Source organism: Pedobacter sp. (assembly GCF_965249885.1).
Classification (GTDB): Bacteria; Bacteroidota; Bacteroidia; order Sphingobacteriales; family Sphingobacteriaceae; genus Pedobacter.
The window spans coordinates 3,533,187-3,552,592 of record NZ_OZ252254.1 but is presented as its reverse complement, the minus strand read 5'-3'; the positions used below and the strand labels follow the sequence as shown (position 1 = coordinate 3,552,592).

General features: G+C 37.7%; 10 protein-coding genes. 5 read left to right on the top strand and 5 right to left on the bottom strand.

The window, feature by feature from the left end; translation table 11 throughout:
- Window positions 1–2: 2 nt before the first annotated feature.
- Window positions 3–386: an SMU1112c/YaeR family gloxylase I-like metalloprotein gene (gloA2, locus tag ACY2A0_RS15155; protein ID WP_461790309.1), complete on the bottom strand. Its 384-nt coding sequence runs from the start codon at window positions 384–386 to the stop codon at window positions 3–5.
- A gap of 173 nt (window positions 387–559) precedes the next feature.
- On the opposite strand from gloA2, the gene purL reads away from it, so the two are divergent.
- The gene (purL, locus tag ACY2A0_RS15150) at window positions 560–4,225 is read left to right on the top strand and encodes a phosphoribosylformylglycinamidine synthase (RefSeq protein ID WP_461790308.1); all 3,666 of its coding nucleotides are present in this window, start codon (window positions 560–562) and stop codon (window positions 4,223–4,225) included.
- A gap of 32 nt (window positions 4,226–4,257) precedes the next feature.
- Here purL and ACY2A0_RS15145 read toward each other — a convergent pair whose 3' ends face one another.
- Window positions 4,258–5,430 (bottom strand): glycosyltransferase, encoded by a 1,173-nt coding sequence (locus ACY2A0_RS15145; RefSeq protein ID WP_461790307.1) that lies wholly within the window; start codon window positions 5,428–5,430, stop codon window positions 4,258–4,260.
- A 72-nt stretch (window positions 5,431–5,502) separates the two neighbouring features.
- Here ACY2A0_RS15145 and porU2 point away from each other — a divergent pair, with 72 nt between their 5' ends.
- Together porU2 and asnB are read left to right on the top strand one after the other, a co-directional pair.
- Window positions 5,503–10,440 carry a putative type IX secretion system sortase PorU2 gene (gene porU2 / locus ACY2A0_RS15140; RefSeq protein ID WP_461790306.1) on the top strand — a complete coding sequence of 1,646 codons (4,938 nt, stop codon included), beginning with the start codon at window positions 5,503–5,505 and terminating at the stop codon, window positions 10,438–10,440.
- Window positions 10,440–12,272, top strand: a complete 1,833-nt coding sequence (gene asnB / locus ACY2A0_RS15135; RefSeq protein ID WP_461790305.1) for an asparagine synthase (glutamine-hydrolyzing) — start codon at window positions 10,440–10,442, stop codon at window positions 12,270–12,272. The genes porU2 and asnB overlap by 1 nt, the downstream gene beginning before the upstream one ends.
- A gap of 30 nt (window positions 12,273–12,302) precedes the next feature.
- Here the strand turns inward: asnB and ACY2A0_RS15130 are convergent, their stop codons facing one another.
- The 3 genes from ACY2A0_RS15130 to ACY2A0_RS15120 all read right to left on the bottom strand — a co-directional run bounded on the left by ACY2A0_RS15130 (window position 12,303) and on the right by ACY2A0_RS15120 (window position 15,077).
- Window positions 12,303–13,256 carry a GNAT family N-acetyltransferase gene (locus ACY2A0_RS15130; RefSeq protein WP_461791067.1) on the bottom strand — a complete coding sequence of 318 codons (954 nt, stop codon included), beginning with the start codon at window positions 13,254–13,256 and terminating at the stop codon, window positions 12,303–12,305.
- 7 nt (window positions 13,257–13,263) lie between these two features.
- The gene (locus tag ACY2A0_RS15125; protein ID WP_461790304.1) at window positions 13,264–14,109 is read right to left on the bottom strand and encodes a class I SAM-dependent methyltransferase; all 846 of its coding nucleotides are present in this window, start codon (window positions 14,107–14,109) and stop codon (window positions 13,264–13,266) included.
- A gap of 104 nt (window positions 14,110–14,213) precedes the next feature.
- Window positions 14,214–15,077 carry an energy transducer TonB gene (locus tag ACY2A0_RS15120; RefSeq protein WP_461790303.1) on the bottom strand — a complete coding sequence of 288 codons (864 nt, stop codon included), beginning with the start codon at window positions 15,075–15,077 and terminating at the stop codon, window positions 14,214–14,216.
- 204 nt (window positions 15,078–15,281) lie between these two features.
- Here ACY2A0_RS15120 and ACY2A0_RS15115 point away from each other — a divergent pair, with 204 nt between their 5' ends.
- Both ACY2A0_RS15115 and ACY2A0_RS15110 read left to right on the top strand, forming a co-directional pair.
- The gene (locus tag ACY2A0_RS15115) at window positions 15,282–17,465 is read left to right on the top strand and encodes a glutamine synthetase III family protein (protein ID WP_113635961.1); all 2,184 of its coding nucleotides are present in this window, start codon (window positions 15,282–15,284) and stop codon (window positions 17,463–17,465) included.
- A 720-nt stretch (window positions 17,466–18,185) separates the two neighbouring features.
- Complete coding sequence (locus ACY2A0_RS15110; protein ID WP_461790302.1) at window positions 18,186–19,367, top strand: AIR synthase related protein; 1,182 nt, start codon at window positions 18,186–18,188, stop codon at window positions 19,365–19,367.
- The last annotated feature ends 39 nt before the right edge of the window (window positions 19,368–19,406 follow it).

Here is a 19,406-nt window from a genome sequence, read left to right as displayed (position 1 = left end):
AATTAACGTCCATAAATTTCTAAAGGCAATCCATCGGGATCTGCGAAAAATGTAAATGCTTTATTTGTAAACTCATCGATTCTTATCGGCTCTGTATCAATTCCCTTTTCATTTAACATATTAGCTACAGCTTGCACGTCATCAACCTCAAAAGCCAAATGCCGTAAGCCGCAAGCTTCGGGCCTAGATTGTCTCTCCGGTGGATTTTCAAAAGAGAACAATTCAATTTGGTAAAGATCATTCACAGCCAAATCCAATTTCCACGATTTTCTATCCTCCCTAAAAACTTCCGCTAATACTTTTAACCCTAGCTTATTTACGTAAAATTCTTTCGAAAGCTCGTAATTAGAACAAATAATGGCGGTATGATGAATGCGATTGAACATCCTTAATTTACAATTTAGATTGACGAAGTACGATTAAAACGCTCAAATATCGACCAACTTTCCAATATTACAGCTTTCCAATTTTCAACATCCCAAAAACACAGCAAATAAAGCCAAAAACCGTTACCTTTTTCGGCTAAAAAAACCTAAATTTGCGTCTTCAAAAAATAAGCATGATTCATTTCTTTTTAGGCCAATCTGACGAGGTTTTTGTTTTACAAACCAATCAAACTTTATCCCCAACTGATACAGAAAAATTAGAATGGCTTTTCGGCGGAGCGACATTGAGCCCCGAAAGTTCTTTAACCGGTTTTTTTGTTGGTCCACGAGCTGCGATGATTACTCCTTGGAGCACTAACGCTGTGGAAATTACTCAAAACATGACGCTTGATGGCATCATTAGAATTGAGGAATTTAAAAAAGTTGATGACGGATTCACTGCATTTGATCCCATGCTTTCTCAAAAGTACGATGGTTTAAATCAGGAGATTTTCACAATTAATATCAAACCTGAGCCGATTTTAGAAATCACCGACATTGCTGCTTATAATAAGCAAGAAGGTTTATCGCTTAGCGAAGAAGAAGTTGCATATTTAGAAGGATTAGCTGACAAATTAGGCCGTCCACTAACTGATTCAGAGGTTTTTGGATTTTCACAAGTAAACTCTGAGCACTGCCGTCACAAAATTTTCAACGGCAAATTTGTGATTGATGGTGTTGAACAGCCAACTTCACTCTTCAAATTAATTAAGAAAACATCAGAAACACACCCTAACGATATTGTTTCTGCTTATAAAGATAATGTCGCTTTCGTAAAAGGTCCTAAAGTGCAGCAATTTGCACCTTCAAAACCAGATGAACCATCGTTTTACGAAACTAAAGATTTTGACTCGGTAATTTCCCTTAAAGCAGAAACGCATAACTTCCCAACTACAGTTGAGCCTTTTAACGGTGCTGCAACAGGTTCGGGTGGTGAAATTAGAGACCGCCTTGCTGGCGGACAAGGTTCTTTACCTTTAGCAGGGACGGCAGTTTATATGACTGCGCTTTCTCGTTTGGAGGAAAATCGCCCTTGGGAAAAAGGAATGGAAGAACGCCAATGGTTGTACCAAACACCTATGGATATTTTAATTAAAGCCTCAAACGGCGCTTCTGATTTTGGAAACAAATTCGGTCAGCCTTTAATTACTGGTTCTGTGTTGACTTTCGAGCACCAAGAACAAGACCGTAAGTTAGGTTTTGATAAAGTGATTATGCTTGCAGGTGGTATTGGCTATGGTAAATTAGAACAAGCCAAAAAGCAAGAGCCAAAAGCCGGCGATAATATTGTGGTTTTAGGTGGCGAAAACTACAGGATTGGTATGGGTGGCGCTGCTGTTTCTTCAGCAGATACTGGACAGCATGGTTCGGGAATTGAGCTAAACGCAATTCAACGCTCTAATCCAGAAATGCAAAAACGTGCTGCTAATGCGGTTCGTGCTATGGTGGAAAGCGATAATAACCCAATTGTATCTATACACGATCATGGTGCGGGTGGCCACTTAAACTGTCTTTCTGAGCTGGTAGAAGCCACTGGTGGAAAAATCAACTTAGATAAATTGCCTGTTGGCGATCCTACCCTTTCTGCCAAAGAAATTATTGGTAACGAGTCTCAAGAGCGTATGGGCCTAGTAATTGGCGACAAACACTTAGAGACTTTGCAGAAAATTGCTGATCGTGAGCGTTCACCAATGTATACTGTTGGTAAAGTAACTGGTGATCATCGTTTTACCTTCGAATCTGCAACTACTGGCGCCAAACCAATGGATTTGGCACTGAGTGATATGTTCGGCAGCTCGCCAAAAATGATTATGGAAGATAAAACTGTTAACCGTAATTACGAAGCTGTTGCTTACGATCAAAATAAAATAGACGAATATTTAGAGCAGGTACTTCAGCTAGAAGCGGTAGCTTGTAAAGATTGGTTAACGAACAAAGTTGATAGATGTGTTGGAGGTAGAGTAGCGAAACAACAATGCGCTGGTCCGTTGCAATTACCGCTGAACAACGTTGGTGTGATGGCGCTAGATTTCCAAGGTAAAGAAGGGATTGCCACTTCCGTTGGTCATGCTCCTCTTTCTGCTTTGATTGATGCTGGCGCTGGAAGTAGAGTTGCCATTGCAGAATCTTTGTCAAATATTGTTTGGGCTCCGTTAAAAGACGGATTGAAAAGTGTTTCACTTTCTGCAAACTGGATGTGGGCCTGTAAAAACGAAGGTGAAGATGCCCGTTTATACGAAGCTGTTGAAGCTTGTTCAAACTTTGCCATCGAATTAGGCATCAATATCCCAACGGGTAAGGATTCGCTTTCGATGAAACAGAAATACAAAGATGGTGATGTAATTGCGCCAGGAACGGTGATTATTTCTGCTGCAGGTAATTGTAGCGACATTACGCAGGTGGTAGAGCCAGTTTTACAAAAAGATGGTGGCAACATCTACTATATCAACTTAAGTAACGATACTTATAAACTGGGCGGTTCTTCGTTTGCTCAAGTTTTAAATAAAATTGGCAACGAAACGCCCGATGTTAAAGATGCAGCAAAATTTAGCGTTGCTTTTAATGCTGTACAAGATTTAATTAAAGCTGGTAAAATTAAAGCTGGACACGATATTGGCAGCGGTGGCTTAATTACAACGCTTTTAGAATTATGTTTTGCAGACCAAAATTTAGGTGCAAATATTGATTTATCTAGCTTAGGCGAAGCTGATGCCTTGAAAGTGTTATTTGCTGAAAATATTGCTTTGGTTTTCCAAGCTGACGAAAGCATTGAAGCAATTTTAAAAGATAAAGGTGTCGCCTTCCACAAAATTGGCTCGGTAAGTGATACTGCTACTTTAAACGTGACTAATAACGGAACGAATTATGCTTTCGACATCAATCATCTGCGTGATGTTTGGTTTAAAACTTCTTACTTGCTAGACCGTAAACAAAGCGGCAAAGTAAAATCAAAAGAACGTTTCGACAACTATAAAAATCAGCCTTTAAAATTCAACTTCCCTGCTCAATTCGATGGTAAAAAACCAGTAATTGATACAAGCAAACCTCGTCCAAAAGCTGCGATTTTACGTGAAAAAGGAAGTAATTCTGAGCGTGAAGTAGCTAATGCGATGTATTTAGCAGGTTTTGATGTGAAAGATGTTCACATGACGGATTTAATTTCTGGCAGAGAAACTTTAGAAGACATCCAATTTATTGGGGCTGTTGGCGGCTTCTCCAATTCTGATGTTTTAGGATCAGCAAAAGGTTGGGCTGGCGCATTTTTGTATAACGAAAAAGCTAGAGTGGCATTAGAGAATTTCTTCAACAGAGAAGATACTTTATCTGTAGGTATTTGTAATGGTTGTCAGCTTTTTGTAGAGCTTGGTTTAATCAACAAAAACCACGAAGCGAAACCCAAAATGTTGCATAATGACAGCCATAAGCACGAAAGCATTTTTACTTCGTTAAAGATTCAAGAAAATAATTCGGTGATGTTATCCACTTTAGCTGGTAGCACACTAGGTGTTTGGGTATCACATGGCGAAGGCAAATTCCAATTCCCTTACGAGGAAACTAGTTACAACGTGGTAGCTAAATATGGTTACGAACAATATCCCGCCAACCCGAATGGTTCTGGTTTTAACACGGCAATGCTTTGCGATGAAACAGGCAGACATTTAGTGATGATGCCGCACATTGAACGTTCATTATTCCAGTGGCATTGGGCTAATTATCCGGCAGGAAGAAAAGATGAAGTTTCTCCTTGGATGGAAGCTTTTGTTAATGCAAGAAAATGGGTTGAAAAACACCAAAAATAAGAACTAAGCCTCGAGAAATCGGGGCTTAATTGTTAAAGGTCTGCGCCTCCGTTTCGGTAAAAGCTCAAGAATTGTTGAACCACTTTTGATGGATGAAAATGTTGGAATGCGTCAACTTTGATCCTATCCTTATCAAAACTGACCTTATTGGAAATGATCTTTATCATCGCTTCCGCCAATGCCGCTATATCTTTAGGCGCTATTAAAATTCCGTTGCTTTCGTTTACCATTTCAGGAATTCCACCCACTGTAGTCGCAATAACAGGAACTCCCAAGCTTAAAGCTTCTGTAATTACCACTGGCTGATTTTCATAATCGCTAAATAAAATCAATGCCTTTGCATTATACACTGCTTCAACAACATCTTTTCCATACACAAACCCTTTGAAAGTAACGTTGCTTAGTTTAAGATAATCAGCATGTTTTTTAGCTAATTCATAATCTATTCCATCCCCTAAAATTTTTAACGAAAACACGAAGCCCTTCCTATTTAATAAGTTAACTGCTTCTAAAATACCTTTAACATTTTTACAGGCCGCAAAGTTGGAAACATGTACAAACTCAAAACCAGCTGGATGTTGGGTTGGACAACACTCAAAAAAAATGGACTCGGTTACATTAGAAATTACCTGAAAATTAGCATGTTTCAAACCATGCCTAATCATATTTACTTTCAAATTTTCCGAAACAGCACTTACACCGCTAGATTTTTTAACGATCATTTTAGTAAGGAGCTTCCTAATCCACCCACGGTAAGAATTGTCTTGAGGTAAATATCTTGACCAATGCTCTGTAATATAATAATTAGTTCCGCGAACATACTTTAACAAAAAAGGTAAAATAGCCGCTCTTGTTAAAACATGCACATGAAAAAATGTTGGTCGTGGATTGGTTCTACGGTAAAAACGATATCCGTAAAACTGTCCGCAAACATATAAAATGGCCTTCAAAAATTGAAAGACTGGCTTTTTAGATTTTGCTTTTCGAAAATAAACAAAATAGGTATTAACATTATTAATGACTGAATGCTGAACTTCAAATAGTTTCTTTAACGATTCATCACCACACACTACCAACACGTCTACCTTTAATGCTGAATTAACGGTTTCCGCATGATTTCTTACAAAAGACCCCACAGATAAATGAGTTCTATTTGGATACCACGCAGGAAGAAATAAAACTGTTTTCTTCTTAACTATAGACATAAGGTGGTAAAAGTAAAAAAATATAGTGGCTATAGTGAATTGTAACACAAGAATATAATTGGAATTATTTGTATGTTTGGACTTATGTTGCGCATATTCTTATCTGTTGTAATTACTTGTTGCTTTTTAGGTGTTTTTGGTCAAACGCCTTATGGAAATGATTGGATAAACCCCAATCAGTCATACTATAAAATAAAAATTGCTCAAAAAGGAATTTACCGTTTAAATTACACTACGCTGAATCAACAGATACCGTCTTTAAACACTATTAATCCTAAAAATTTTCAGTTGTACAAAAATGGAAAAGAAGTGGCAATTTATGTGGAGGGTGAAAGCGACAACAGTTTCAACACGACCGATTTTATCGAGTTTTATGGTGAGCCAAATGATGGAACGTTAGATAAGGACTTATATGTTTCTGCAAGTGCGCAACCACACAATTACTATAGCTTATTTACTGATACAGCAGCTTATTTCCTAACCTATACAACAACTACAGCTGGCAAGAGGATACAAAATTTTCAGAGTTCTAAAAGTGGCCTTACCGCTGAGAATTACATCTTAAATGAAAGTATAGGTGTTTACCCCGAGACTTTTTACCAAGGCAGATACATTATTGCGCACATGAGCTTATCTGACTATCAAGAAGGTGAAGGCTTTATGGGCGATGCTTACACTTGGGGACAACAAACCAGAACGCTTACCACACCTAACTTATATAACGGGACAGGTGCACCAAGCATTAAGTTTGAAACTTACGTGGCTGGAAGGTCCGATGCACAATCTACAAATCCGCAAGGGAATAATCACCACCTACGCATTAGCATTGGAAACGGCGCAACTAGCGTTGTTAAAAAAGATACCCTGTTTAGGGGATACGCAGTTGCTAAAACCACCTTCGTTATTTCTCCAAATGAACTTGGGCAAAATACACAAATAATTTACGAAGCAATAAATGATATTGGTGCATCTACTGACTATCAAGCAGTTTCTTACGCAAAAATTGTTTACCCAAGGTTACCAAATCTATCCGGCAGCTCGGATATTAGTTTTTCATTAGCTGGAAATAACCAAAACAGATATTTAAATTTTACCAATAATAATAAGACGCAACCGATCGTTTGGGACATTACCTCCAATCAGCGAATACTTGGACAAATCGTAGGAGGCAATGCAGAATTTGTATTGTCAGCCAATACAGAAAATCGAAATCTTTATCTGTACGATGGCAGTGCGAACTTAGCGGCCGCACTTACAAAGGTGGAGATGATCAACTTTTCGCCTAGTACTTTTGATAAGAATTTTATCATCGTCACAAATAAGAAACTATTAAGTAGCGCACAAAACTACGCTAGCTACAGAAACCAAGGCAACTACAAATCGTACCTAATTACTACAGAACAACTTTACGATCAATTTTATTATGGCATACATCACCCCCTAGCCATCAGAAACTTTGCTAAATACCTTTTACAATTTGCTGCTACTAAACCGCAGTACTTATTATTGTTGGGAAAGGGATTGGAAAATAATTTGGTTAGAGCAACTGGTGGTGTTAACGATGACCTTGTGCCTACCTACGGTTCACCTCCATCTGACGACCTCCTGACTGCCAGAATTAACAACACAAGCTTAGCTCCAGCAATTGCTACTGGTAGGGTTGGCGCAAAAACTAATCAAGAGGTAGAGATTTATCTGGAAAAGCTTAAACGCTATGAGCAGTTTCCCAACGAAATTTGGCGTAAGAAATTTATACATATCAGCGGTGGTAACAACCTATCCGAAAATTTATCTTGGGCAGGCTATCAAACTAACATGTATAATCAGGCAAAGGACGAACCTTTTGGTGCTGATACCGTTAACTTTAATAAAAATGTAACTCTTCCAGTTAGCGCTAACCAAAAACAGCAAATAATTAGCGAGATTAATAAGGGAGCTGCTTTACTGTCTTTTCTTGGACATGGCGCACACCAGGCTACAGAGATTGATTTTGGAATTCCAGAAGAACTCAATAATAGAGATCAGCTATTAACTTATTTGGTTAACGGCTGTACTACTGGGAATACCTATATTTCCGCACCTTCCTTAGGCGAAAAACATATTTTCTACCCAGAAAAAGGCGCTATCGGATGGATTGGAACTTCTAGTGAAGGTGTAGCCAGTTACCTGTCAAATTTCAGTTCTATTTTCTATCAAAAAGCATTCACTACCAATTTCGGTGTTTCCATTGCAGAAGCACTTAGGATTGCAAAAGGACAATATCAAAACGTTAACGACCTAATAAACGTGATGCATACCACGCAATATACGTTTCAAGGAGATCCAGCAGTTAAGTTTTATACGCCTTCGAAGCCTGATTTTGCTATAACGAGTCAAGATTTATTCATATCACCATCAAACACCACGGCGCTTAGCACAACCTTTTCCATTGGTATCATCGTAAAGAACATTGGCAAAGCAATAAACCAACCTTTGAAAGTGTCTGTTACGCGTACCATGCCTAACAATACAGTTGTTAATTTAGCTACCCAAACATATACAAAACCCGTTTTTTACCTGGATACGTTATACTTTCAAATTCAGAACAATGACATTAGCTCTGCTGGAATCAACAAATTCACTGTAACATTAGACCCGGAAAATCAATTTGATGAACTATCAAAAACAAATAATACTGCTTCGTTTGATTATTTCTTTGTTGCAAACGGAGTAAATACAATTTATCCGAAAAAGTATGCTATAGTGCCTAAACTTGATGTGGAACTTGTTGCTCAATCTAATGATCTATTAATTAAAGATGCTAGCTATATTTTTGAGATCGATACCGTAAAAACCTTCAACAGCGCTTGGTTAAAAACCACAAATGTTGCAGCGGGCTTTATGCCAAAATGGAAACCTACATTATTAACCAGAGATCAACAAGTATATTACTGGCGAGTACGCTTAAATGTTGATTTCGACAAAGGAGGCGCATGGCGAGAAAGCTCTTTTACTTACATTCAGGATAGTCCAGATGGGTGGAATCAATCTCACTATCAACAGTACCCAAGCGGAACGTTTAACGGTTTAGAAATCAATCCAAGTACTAAAATGCTAGAGTTTGCAAAAACTGCCTTCTTTACGGTGGTTCAAACAAGAGGAGACGAAGGACCGCTTACAGAAGAGAGACGTTACCGGGCAAACCCTGGTGGCGCATTAGGATTCAACAGCGATTCATTTACCGGGTTCACCATACTCTCATTGAATCCTACTACCATGATCTCGTTTAAATATCCTTCCCAGTTTAACTATTTAAATAACGATGGATTAGGACAGCCTAGTTATTACTCTGGACAATTTTATTTTAACATTAACAATCCTTCTGAAGTAGACAGCCTAATCACCTATATCAATAAAATTCCTACTGGCTATCACGTTATTGGTTATAATGGCTACGGAATTAACCTATCTGCATTGCCTCAAGCAGCGAAAGATGCATTTTTAAAGGTGGGTGTAATTAACATTGGCAACATCCCAGCCGGCGAACCATATATGTTTTGGGGAGAAAAAGGCATGTCTCCTGGTCAAGCCATAGAAAAATCTGCGGACTTAGGAAGCAATGTTCCGCCAAGGCAGCAGGTAATCAGATTTGATAAAACTTATTCGTACCCATTAACTAGGGGAAATTTCACTACCGATAAGGCAGGTCCTGCAACAAAATGGAAGAGTGTAAGTTACGATGTCTCAAAAGAAGGCAATGATCAAGCGAATTTTGACCTCATCGGTTACAAATCGGACGGTTCAATGCAAATATTACAAACAGGCTTATCGTCAACCAATATCGATCTTAGCACCTATGACGCAAAGACGTATCCTCAAATGGCAATGAAAGGAAATTTTGTTGATGCAACGGACAGAACCCCACCTAAGATGTTAAAGTGGAAGTTCATTTACGATGAGGTTCCCGAAGCCAGCATCAATCCTGAATTAAAATATAGTTTTTACAAGGATAAAATACAAGAAGGCGACAGCGTAAAGTGGGAAATTGGATTTCAAAATCTTTCGAAATACAAATCGGATTCTGTGCATGTTTATTACACATTAACGAAGCCTGATCGAAGTACTATCAATGTTAAAGTTGGCAAAGTTGAGGAGTTAGCCGCCGGCGGGAGTAATATTTTTAGCTTTAAAATCCCGACGCTTGGTCTAGTAGGCAACAACACATTAAAATTAGATTTTAAACCTATAAACGACAATGATAGCTATGCTTTCAACAATTTCATTCAACAAGGGTTTAACGTTATAAAAGATAATAAAGAACCTATTGTAGACGTAGCTTTTGACGGAAGACACATCATGAACGGCGAAATTGTGGCGCCACAGCCAAATATCATGATTAATTTGAGCGACGAAAATTCCTTTATTCTACTAAAGGATACCACCGTGATGAATATCTACCTTAAATCAGAGAATGGAAATTATAGAAGAATTGCGTTTAGTGGCGGCTTACTAAGTTTTACCCCAGCTAACTCTGGCACTAATAATAAAGCTAGCGTAGCTTACAAACCATCTAAATTAGCAGATGGGATTTACACGCTAATGGTGGAAGCTAAAGATGCAAGCGGAAATATCAATGCGGCAAACAATTATACCGTAGATTTTGAAGTTATCAACGAATCAGCAATTACGCATTTCTACCCGTATCCAAATCCGTTCACTACTAAAATGAAGTTTGTTTTCACCTTAACCGGAGATAAAGTTCCCGATAAAATTAAGGTACAAATTATGACCATAAGCGGAAAAATTGTTAGGGAAATTTTCAAAGAAGAACTAGGAAACATCAAAATTGGAAACAACATTTCCGACTTTACCTGGGACGGCACTGATATGTACGGTGACCGTTTAGCTAATGGAGTTTACTTTTATAAAGTGACTGTCGAAAACAACGACAAATCTGAAATAAAACATCGGAAAACTGCCACTGACAGTTATTTTAAACAAAACACGGGGAAAATTTATTTAATGAGATAATGTGCGGAATTACAGGATTTATTGATTATCAAAAATCAATAAGTGAAAATGATCTTCTCCAAGCTTCGGCAGCTCTTAAACATAGGGGCGGCGATGGCAATGGACACCTTTACGAAACACATGAAAGGTACAACGTTGGCCTAGCTAATGAGCGACTGGCAACTATTGACGTATCTAAAGGTGGCGCACAGCCATTCACTTCGCTTTGTGGAAACTACGTCATCACCTTTAATGGCACAATCTACAATTATCCCGAACTTAGGGCAACCCTCATCAAATACGGTACTACTTTTCAAACACTTTCTGACACTGAAGTATTGCTAGAGTGCTATAAAAAGTGGGGAAGCGCACTGTTTGACAAAATTGATGGAGCATTTGCCTTTGCCATACTAGACAGAAAACAACACCAACTTTTCTTGGCAAGGGACACCATGGGTGTAAAACCGCTATATTTCTATAAGGATAAAAATTTTTTCGCTTTCGCTTCCGAGCTAAAGGCGATGCTGAAATACCCAATCGAAAAAAAAACCAATCCTAACGCTTTAGAGAAATATTTACGCCATGGCTATTTTATCGGCGATGAAACCATATTTCAAAATATCTGGAATTTCAAGAAACAGCACTACTTTATTATTGATTTAAATAGCGGCAATCACTTAGAGAATAGGTTTGAAAATAGCGCAACAGCTACCTCACATTTGGTTAATGAAGCAGAAATCACCTTAAAACTCAACGAACTCATTACCGAATCCATTTTAAGAAGAAACGTTGCAGACGTAAATGTAGGTGTCATGTTGAGCGGAGGATACGACAGCGCTACCGTGGCTGCAATTCTGCAAAAAAATCAGGCAAAAAAAATTAGAACTTTTACACTTGGTTTTAAAGATAGAAAACTAAATGAAGCCCCAGCCGCATTTGCCATTGCACAATATTTGAACACTAACCATCAAGAGTTTTATATAGACGAACAGGATGCTGTACAGGCATTAGAAAGTTTGCCGCAAATTTTTGACGAACCCATGGGCGATAGTGGAGCAATTCCGTTAGCAGTAATTGTTAAACATATTGCTAAAGAAGATATTAAGGTGCTACTTGGTGCAGAAGGCGGCGACGAATTGTTTGCCGGATATCCTAACTATACAAGAACCCTGCTACTTCATCAAAAAATAAAAAAGATACCCGCTTTTCTGAAAAGGGCAATACTTATTTTTTCGAAAGCAAGGCGAGCTAAGTTTGAAGAAATTTTTAAAGCTGAAGATTTATTGAGTACTTACGGCATTGTAAGCTCGCTTTTTACATATTCCGAACTCTCTACCCTACTAAATAAAGACATTAGTTTTTCAACTGCCCACTCCAACAATTTCAACTCTTTGAATGATATACTGAAGTATGATCAAAACAATTATTTACCCAATGATTTATTGCTAAAATCTGATAGGATTACTATGCATTATGGTATTGATAATAGAGATGCGTTATTAAGCACAGAGCTAGTGAATTTTACAAACGCCATAGATGAAAACCTCATTTTAAAAAATGGCAATTTAAAATACTTACTTAAAAATATTACCCATCAATATATTCCTAAAGAACTGATGCAGCGGCCAAAAAAGGGCTTTAATATGCCTATTGTTGAATGGATGAAAACAATTTATAAGCCGTATATTGAAGAGTATCTATCACCAGCACAACTAGATAAACACAAATTTTTCAACATAGTAGAGATTTTTAAAATCAAAAATCGATTTTACAACGCAAACTTAGCATCAGATGCTAGAAAGCTCTGGCTTTTACTACAATTCCAGATGTGGTACAATCGGTATATTGAATAACGACTAACTGCTGTAAGTTTTCTGAAATACCTAAAATTTAGATATTAGCCTTTTGGCGATGTATTTGACTTTTTGGAAATAACCTTTGATACTGCTCTTTTTTTTAGAATAGCTGACTACAAAATGTGGCTTAAGACTTGCATTCATTCGTGCTTTAAAGGCAGCAATACTTTGCATATCGCCCCCTAACAAATCTACTTCAGCAAATCCTCTTTCCTTTAAATCTCTAAAAAAGAAATGATGCAATAAAGAATGAACGTCGTCTTTAATTTCATCGGCCAACTTGTTAAGCAATACAGTATAAGCTATTTTATTTTGAAAATCTAAAAACATAATATTAGATGCTATTAATTCCCCATTTAGGTAGCAGCTATAGCACGAAAATTCATCTTTGGATGATACTCTTTTTAAAAATGCCTCAATGCCTACTATCGTCTTTGGAAAAAACTGTAACACCGTTAGCAATTGCATATTTAATGCTAAATTATGTTCGTTAAGATTTTCTCGTTTACATTCATAACCTTTGTTAGCAGTTTTTCTAATGTTTTTAGCTGTGCTGGGATGATAGCTCTCTTCCTGCAAATCCTTTACGTAGGTGTAAAAGTTCTTAACGGTAAAATTATTCCATAGAAACGGCCTAACATCGTTGATGCTGAGCGGCAATCTAATTTCAACATTATTAAACTTTGCTGTTAGCTCCTTTAAAAAATGCGATACACATGCTGCATACTTCGGATCACTTAAACTTTCATCAACCCAAAAAGCAGAATAGAAAAAATGTATGGGATTAAATATCTTCTTCTTATTGCCAAGTGCGATAAAACTAATAACAGGTTTTTCTTTATCGCTGTAAATAAAATAAGTAGCAGATACCTTAAAAGTGGCAATTAATGCATCTATGACGTACTCTCGCTCATTCAAGTGCAAAGGTCTTAGCCGTTCAATTGCTTCAACCCATTCCTTTCTAGATAAGTTTACTAGCACTCCCAATTTAAAAGTCTCCTTTTTCTAAAACAACAATTCTGGAGTACAACTTACCTTTTGTGTACTTGGTATATATTTTTTTGAGCAAGAAGGAAAGACCGGGTGTAAAGTAAACTATCTTTTTAAGTAAGTTTCTAAAAGTGCTTAACCCTGGAGATAAAAGAAAATTTTTGGAAATTAACTCGTCAGCCAATGGAATGTCGACACGTTCTACCAATTTGAATCTGTACTTTTCTGCAATATATTCCATTGTTCGGTCGCCAACAAAGTGAACGTGTTCCGGTATTTGCCAATCAAAAAGGTTATTTTTTTTAAATCCTTTTTTAAATAATCCTGTTTTTATGATCATCTTACCATTTTCGTTCAACATTATCCTCGATTTTTTAAAAAAGTCATCTAAATTCGGAATATGTGAAAACACATTGATTAATGTGATGATATCGAAGCTTTTCGAGTTGTCTGCATTAAATATGCTATGGTCAAAAATTTCACAATTGGCATAATCTGCCGCAAATTTTGCCCGCTCACTATCTCCTTCACAACCATATCTCCCTATAATCGGGTTGAAATTTGCTACTGTTTTTAACAAGCCCCCGCATCCGCATCCAATATCTAAATAAGATTTGGCCTCTATAAAATATGGAGCTATATATTTAAAATAGCTGTTAACGGAGAGCTGTTCACCCGCTAACTGTTTACCTGGAGACAAAGGATTTCGATCTTCCTCTTTCTGTAAGTATGGGTGAATGAAGTTTAAATCACAAACTTCGCACATGCGTAATTCAAAGCCATTACTGACGAATGCTAGCGCAGACTGATTTTCCTTGCATAGAGGGCAGTGATTATTTTGCATGTTTCACTTAGCTGAACAGTGCCAAATATAAACATTTGCAAGTTGCATGAAACTAAAAAAGCGATGAAATAATTCATCGCTTTAAAAAACAACTTTAATTAAAACTAATTACTTATGGTATAGTTAATTGGCATACTATATCTAACCCTTACTGGTAAATTATTTTGCATACCAGCCTTCCACCTTGGTGATTTTTTGATTACACGCATTGCCTCTTCATCACATCCGTAACCTATGCCTTTTACCAACTTCACATCGCTTATAGTTCCATCTTTCTCTACCACAAAACTTAAAAACACTTTACCGCCAACGCCTTCCTCTTGTGCCATGCTTGGATAACGTAAATTTCTTTGAATATATTTAGACCACGCTTCCATACCTCCCGGAAATTCAGGATAAACATCTACATTATACAAATCTTTTACATCATTCCCACCAGTTCCGTTGCCACCAACACTTATGCCTTCTCCGCCGACTACACCATCCCCTTCTAAATGGGCATTGCCTTTGGCGCCTATTCCTTCCATTGTAGCACTCGCTATTACTGCGTTATCCAACTCAGCTTTTGTAGGCGGTGGCGTACTCACCAACTCATCTTTCACTACCGTTATTTTATCTGAAAAGCCAGTTGCTTTTGCCTGTACCGGGATAGATTTCGGCGTTTCCTGCTTTTGCGGCTCAGCTTCTTCTTTTTTCGGTTCCTCCTTAGGTTTTATTTCGTGCACCAAATCAACTTCAACAACCTTTTTTACTGGATCATCCACAATTTGATCCGGACTTTTAAGCGCCGCAATAACAGATGGGGCAAAAAAAACGCCTACAAATAAAGGAGCGGCGATAAAAAATGCCTTCATCGTATTGCTTGATGATTCTTTTCTTAATTGATAAGCGCCATAATTTTGGTTTCGGTTGGCGAATACGAGAGCAAGCCACTTACTGTCGTACAAATTTGATGAATTATTGAACATAGCTTTTGTTTTTTAGCTATGATGCACCAGAATACAAAAATCCACAACGAAAAATTTAAAAATTATCAGGATGCGAAAAATGGAGAAATAACCGAAACAAATTAAAATTTTGTCACTAAAAAATATTTTTTATGAAATTTTAGACAAAATCTTCACTAAAAATCACAAAAATTAATATTTTTGGATAAAAATTTAAACAAATCAATGAAAAGCTTAAGAACCATAGCGCTAAAGGAGGCTCAAAATAGAGAAATTCCTGAAATTAAAGCACCATCTACTAAAATTTCTGATTTCTACGGCTCGAATGTTTTCGACAAGAAAAAAATGAAAGAATATCTTTCTAAAGATGTTTTTGAAAAATTAATTTCTTCTATCAACCAAGGCGAATTGATTAACCAAGATGACGCAAATCAAATAGCAGCAGCTATGAAAGCTTGGGCAATGAGTAAAGGTGTAACCCACTACACGCACTGGTTTCAGCCATTAACTGGTACAACTGCTGAAAAACACGACTCATTTTTTGAGCCTAGTGGCGATGGTGCCATTGAGAAATTTGCAGGAAGTGCTTTAGTTCAACAAGAGCCTGATGCTTCAAGTTTTCCTAACGGCGGTATCCGTAACACTTTCGAAGCTCGTGGTTATACCGCTTGGGACCCTTCTTCTCCAGCTTTCATTATGGAAAACTCTGCTGGTAAAACACTTTGTATTCCAACTGTATTTGTTGCCTACACCGGCGAAGCGCTTGACTATAAAGCTCCTTTATTAAAGGCATTATCTGCAATTGATAAAGCTGCTGTTGAGGTTTGCCAATATTTCGATAAAAGCGTATCTAAAGTAAATGCTTCTTTAGGTATCGAACAAGAATATTTTTTAGTTGATCTTGCTTTGTTTAATGCTCGTCCTGACTTAGTGTTAACTGGTCGTGCTTTATTTGGCCACATGTCTGCAAAAGGACAGCAATTAGAAGATCATTACTTCGGTTCTATTCCTGAGCGTGTATTTGCTTACATGGTGGATTTCGAAAACGAAGCAATTAAATTAGGTATTCCTTTAAAAACTCGTCATAACGAGGTAGCACCATCTCAATTCGAGTGTGCTCCTATTTACGAAGAAATTAACTTAGCTATCGATCACAACCAATTATTAATGGATTTGATGGAAAAAGTTGCTCGTCGTCACAACTTCAAGGTGTTATTGCATGAAAAACCATATGCAGGTATCAACGGCTCTGGTAAACACAACAACTGGTCGTTAATTACCGATACTGGCAAAAACCTTTTGGCACCAGGCAAAACACCTAAAAACAATTTGATGTTCTTAACTTTCTTCGTTAACACCATCAAAGCTGTTCACGAGCATGCAGATTTATTGAGAGCAAGTATTGCATCAGTAAGCAACGATCACCGTTTAGGTGCTAACGAGGCTCCTCCTGCAATCATCTCTATCTTCTTAGGTCAGCAATTAGACGAGATTTTAGATGAAATCGAGCACTCTCGCTTAAGCAAAAAACTTAAAGAAGATAATTCTCTTTGGTTAGGCATCCCTAAAATTCCTCAAATTTTATTGGATAATACCGATCGTAACCGTACTTCTCCATTTGCATTTACAGGCAACAAGTTCGAGTTAAGAGCGGTAGGTTCTTCGGCTAACTCATCAGCACCAATGACGGTATTAAATGCTATTGTAGCTGACCAATTGACTAAATTTAAAGTTGACGTAGATAAATTGATCAAAAAAGGCGACAAAAAAGATGTTGCTTTAATGACTGTAATCAAACGTTACATCAAAGAATCCAAAGCTATTCGTTTTGAAGGCAATGGTTACAGCGATGAATGGGCTGAAGAAGCAGAAAAACGCGGCTTGTCAAACATCAAAACTACACCTAAGGCGCTTGATGCATACGTGAGCGAAAAAACAACTGAACTTTTCACTAAAACTAACGTATTCAGCAAACGCGAATTACATGCTCGTCACGAAATTTTGTTAGAAAACTTCTACAAAAAACTTCAGATCGAGGCTCGTGTAATGGGCGATGTAGCAAATAGCCAAGTTATTCCTGCAGTTATCGCATACCAAAATTCGTTAATCGAAAACGCAAAAGGATTGAAAGATCTTGGTTTAAGCAAAGATGTAATTGCTACGCCGTTGGCAATTATTGAAAAACTATCTAGTCACCTTTCAATCGTTAAAAATACGATCGATACGATGCTAGAAGAGCGTAAAGAAGTAAACAAAATCGAAGATACTCGCGAAAAAGCAATTGGTTACGATGAGAAAGTTAAATCTCATTTCGATACCATCCGTTACCACGTTGACAAATTAGAACAAATTGTTGATGATAGCGTATGGCCATTGCCTAAGTTCAGAGAATTGTTATTCTTAAAATAAGCAGCAAATTTTCATTATTATAAAGGTGCAAGGTTTACTTTGCACCTTTTTTATTTACATTTTTGCTGTCATTCCGAGGAAAGCGCAGCGACGAGTAATTTGTAACGCTATTTATTAACGTGACTTTGGGCGTTAACTTGTGCCAACAGACCCTAAAATGAATTCAAGGAGACGCTAGATGGGAATTACGTCATACTGAATTTAGTTCAGCATCAGCTTTTTAAAAGTCTTCGCATCGAATTAACCTTAAAATATTGATAACAAGCTGATTAAATCCAAAACTCACTTAATTAGAAAAGCAATGCCACACTTTCAATCAAAGTCAGTCCCGCTTTACACTACCCCCGATGAAAAATCGGGATCCGCTGTAATCGGGTTTATTGCACAAACCATTCATGCTACTATTCTCGGCTTACTTGCACGAGCCTTAGTTAAGTAAACGGGATTGAAGTGGTAATCCTTTTTGTTTTACCTGTCACCCGGAACGCTAGTGAAGGATCTGTTGCCCAAAGCACTTCAGTTATATATTCCTCCCCGAAATATCGGGGCAAGCTGTTCCTCGGAATGACAGAGAAGCCAAAACAAAAAGATTAAAACGTAAAGCCCGACGACCGATAAAAAGCACTACAAAAACTGCTTTTCTAAATAATTAACAACTGCTATTTCTTTGTGCTTTCAGCTTTATGCTTTCGGCATAAAAACTTATCTTTGCAGGCAATTATGAGCGACAATAGGTACAACCAGCGTGGCGTGTCAGCATCAAAAGAAGATGTACACGCAGCCATCAAAAACATCGATAAGGGCATCTTTCCAAAAGCATTTTGTAAAATTATTCCTGACGTTTTAGGTAACGACGCTGATTATTGCAATATCATGCATGCCGATGGAGCTGGCACCAAATCCTCCTTAGCTTATACCTACTGGAAAGAAACTGGAGATTTATCTGTTTGGAAAGGTATTGCACAAGATGCCATCATCATGAACATTGATGATTTGATTTGCGTTGGTGCTACCGACCAAATTTTACTATCATCAACTATTGGTCGCAATAAAAACCTAATTCCTGGTGAAGTAATTGCCGCAATAATTAATGGCACTGAAGAAATTTTAGCTGAATTAAGATCACTGGGCATCTCTATCTACTCTACTGGCGGCGAAACTGCCGATGTGGGCGATTTAGTGCGTACCATTATTGTAGATAGTACTGTTACCTGCCGCATGAAACGCGATGAGGTGATTAGTAACGATAATATTAAGGCAGGCAACGTAGTAGTTGGTTTAGCGTCCTACGGCCAAGCGACTTACGAAAGCGAATATAATGGCGGCATGGGCTCAAATGGATTAACTTCTGCCCGCCACGATGTATTTGAGAAATCAATTGCTACGAAATATCCTGAAAGTTTTGATCCAGGTGTACCTTTTGACTTGGTGTTTTCTGGCGGCAAGCAGCTGACTGATTTAGTTCAAATTAATGAAAACGAAAGTGTAACTGCTGGTAAATTAGTACTATCGCCGACTCGTACTTATGCTCCTGTAATTAAACAGATTTTAGATAAATACCGTAGCCAGATTGATGGAATTGTACATTGCAGTGGTGGCGCACAAACAAAGGTACTGCATTTCGTTAATGACGATGTACATGTGATTAAAGACAATCTATTCCCAATACCTCCGCTATTCCAATTGATTAAAGAGCAATCTGGTACCGCTTGGGAGGAGATGTACAAAGTGTTCAATATGGGTCATCGAATGGAACTATACGTCCCTCAGGAAATTGCTGAGGACATCATTCGCATTTCCAAAAGTTTCCATATCGATGCACAAATTATTGGCCGTGTTGAGGCCAGCGATAAAAAGCAGGTAACGATAAAAAGCGAATTTGGCGAATTCGTTTATAATTGATAAGTTTTAACTTCATACCGTCATGCTGAATTTATTTCA

Excerpts from the sequence above, each read along its gene's own strand:
- asnB (WP_461790305.1), top strand. The coding sequence starts at position 10,440 with ATGTGCGGAATTACAGGATTTATTGATTATCAAAAATCAATAAGTGAA.
- ACY2A0_RS15120 (WP_461790303.1), bottom strand. The coding sequence starts at position 15,077 with ATGTTCAATAATTCATCAAATTTGTACGACAGTAAGTGGCTTGCTCTC.
- ACY2A0_RS15110 (WP_461790302.1), top strand. The coding sequence starts at position 18,186 with ATGAGCGACAATAGGTACAACCAGCGTGGCGTGTCAGCATCAAAAGAA.
- purL (WP_461790308.1), top strand. The coding sequence starts at position 560 with ATGATTCATTTCTTTTTAGGCCAATCTGACGAGGTTTTTGTTTTACAA.
- gloA2 (WP_461790309.1), bottom strand. The coding sequence starts at position 386 with ATGTTCAATCGCATTCATCATACCGCCATTATTTGTTCTAATTACGAG.
- ACY2A0_RS15145 (WP_461790307.1), bottom strand. The coding sequence starts at position 5,430 with ATGTCTATAGTTAAGAAGAAAACAGTTTTATTTCTTCCTGCGTGGTAT.
- ACY2A0_RS15125 (WP_461790304.1), bottom strand. The coding sequence starts at position 14,109 with ATGCAAAATAATCACTGCCCTCTATGCAAGGAAAATCAGTCTGCGCTA.
- ACY2A0_RS15115 (WP_113635961.1), top strand. The coding sequence starts at position 15,282 with ATGAAAAGCTTAAGAACCATAGCGCTAAAGGAGGCTCAAAATAGAGAA.
- porU2 (WP_461790306.1), top strand. The coding sequence starts at position 5,503 with ATGTTTGGACTTATGTTGCGCATATTCTTATCTGTTGTAATTACTTGT.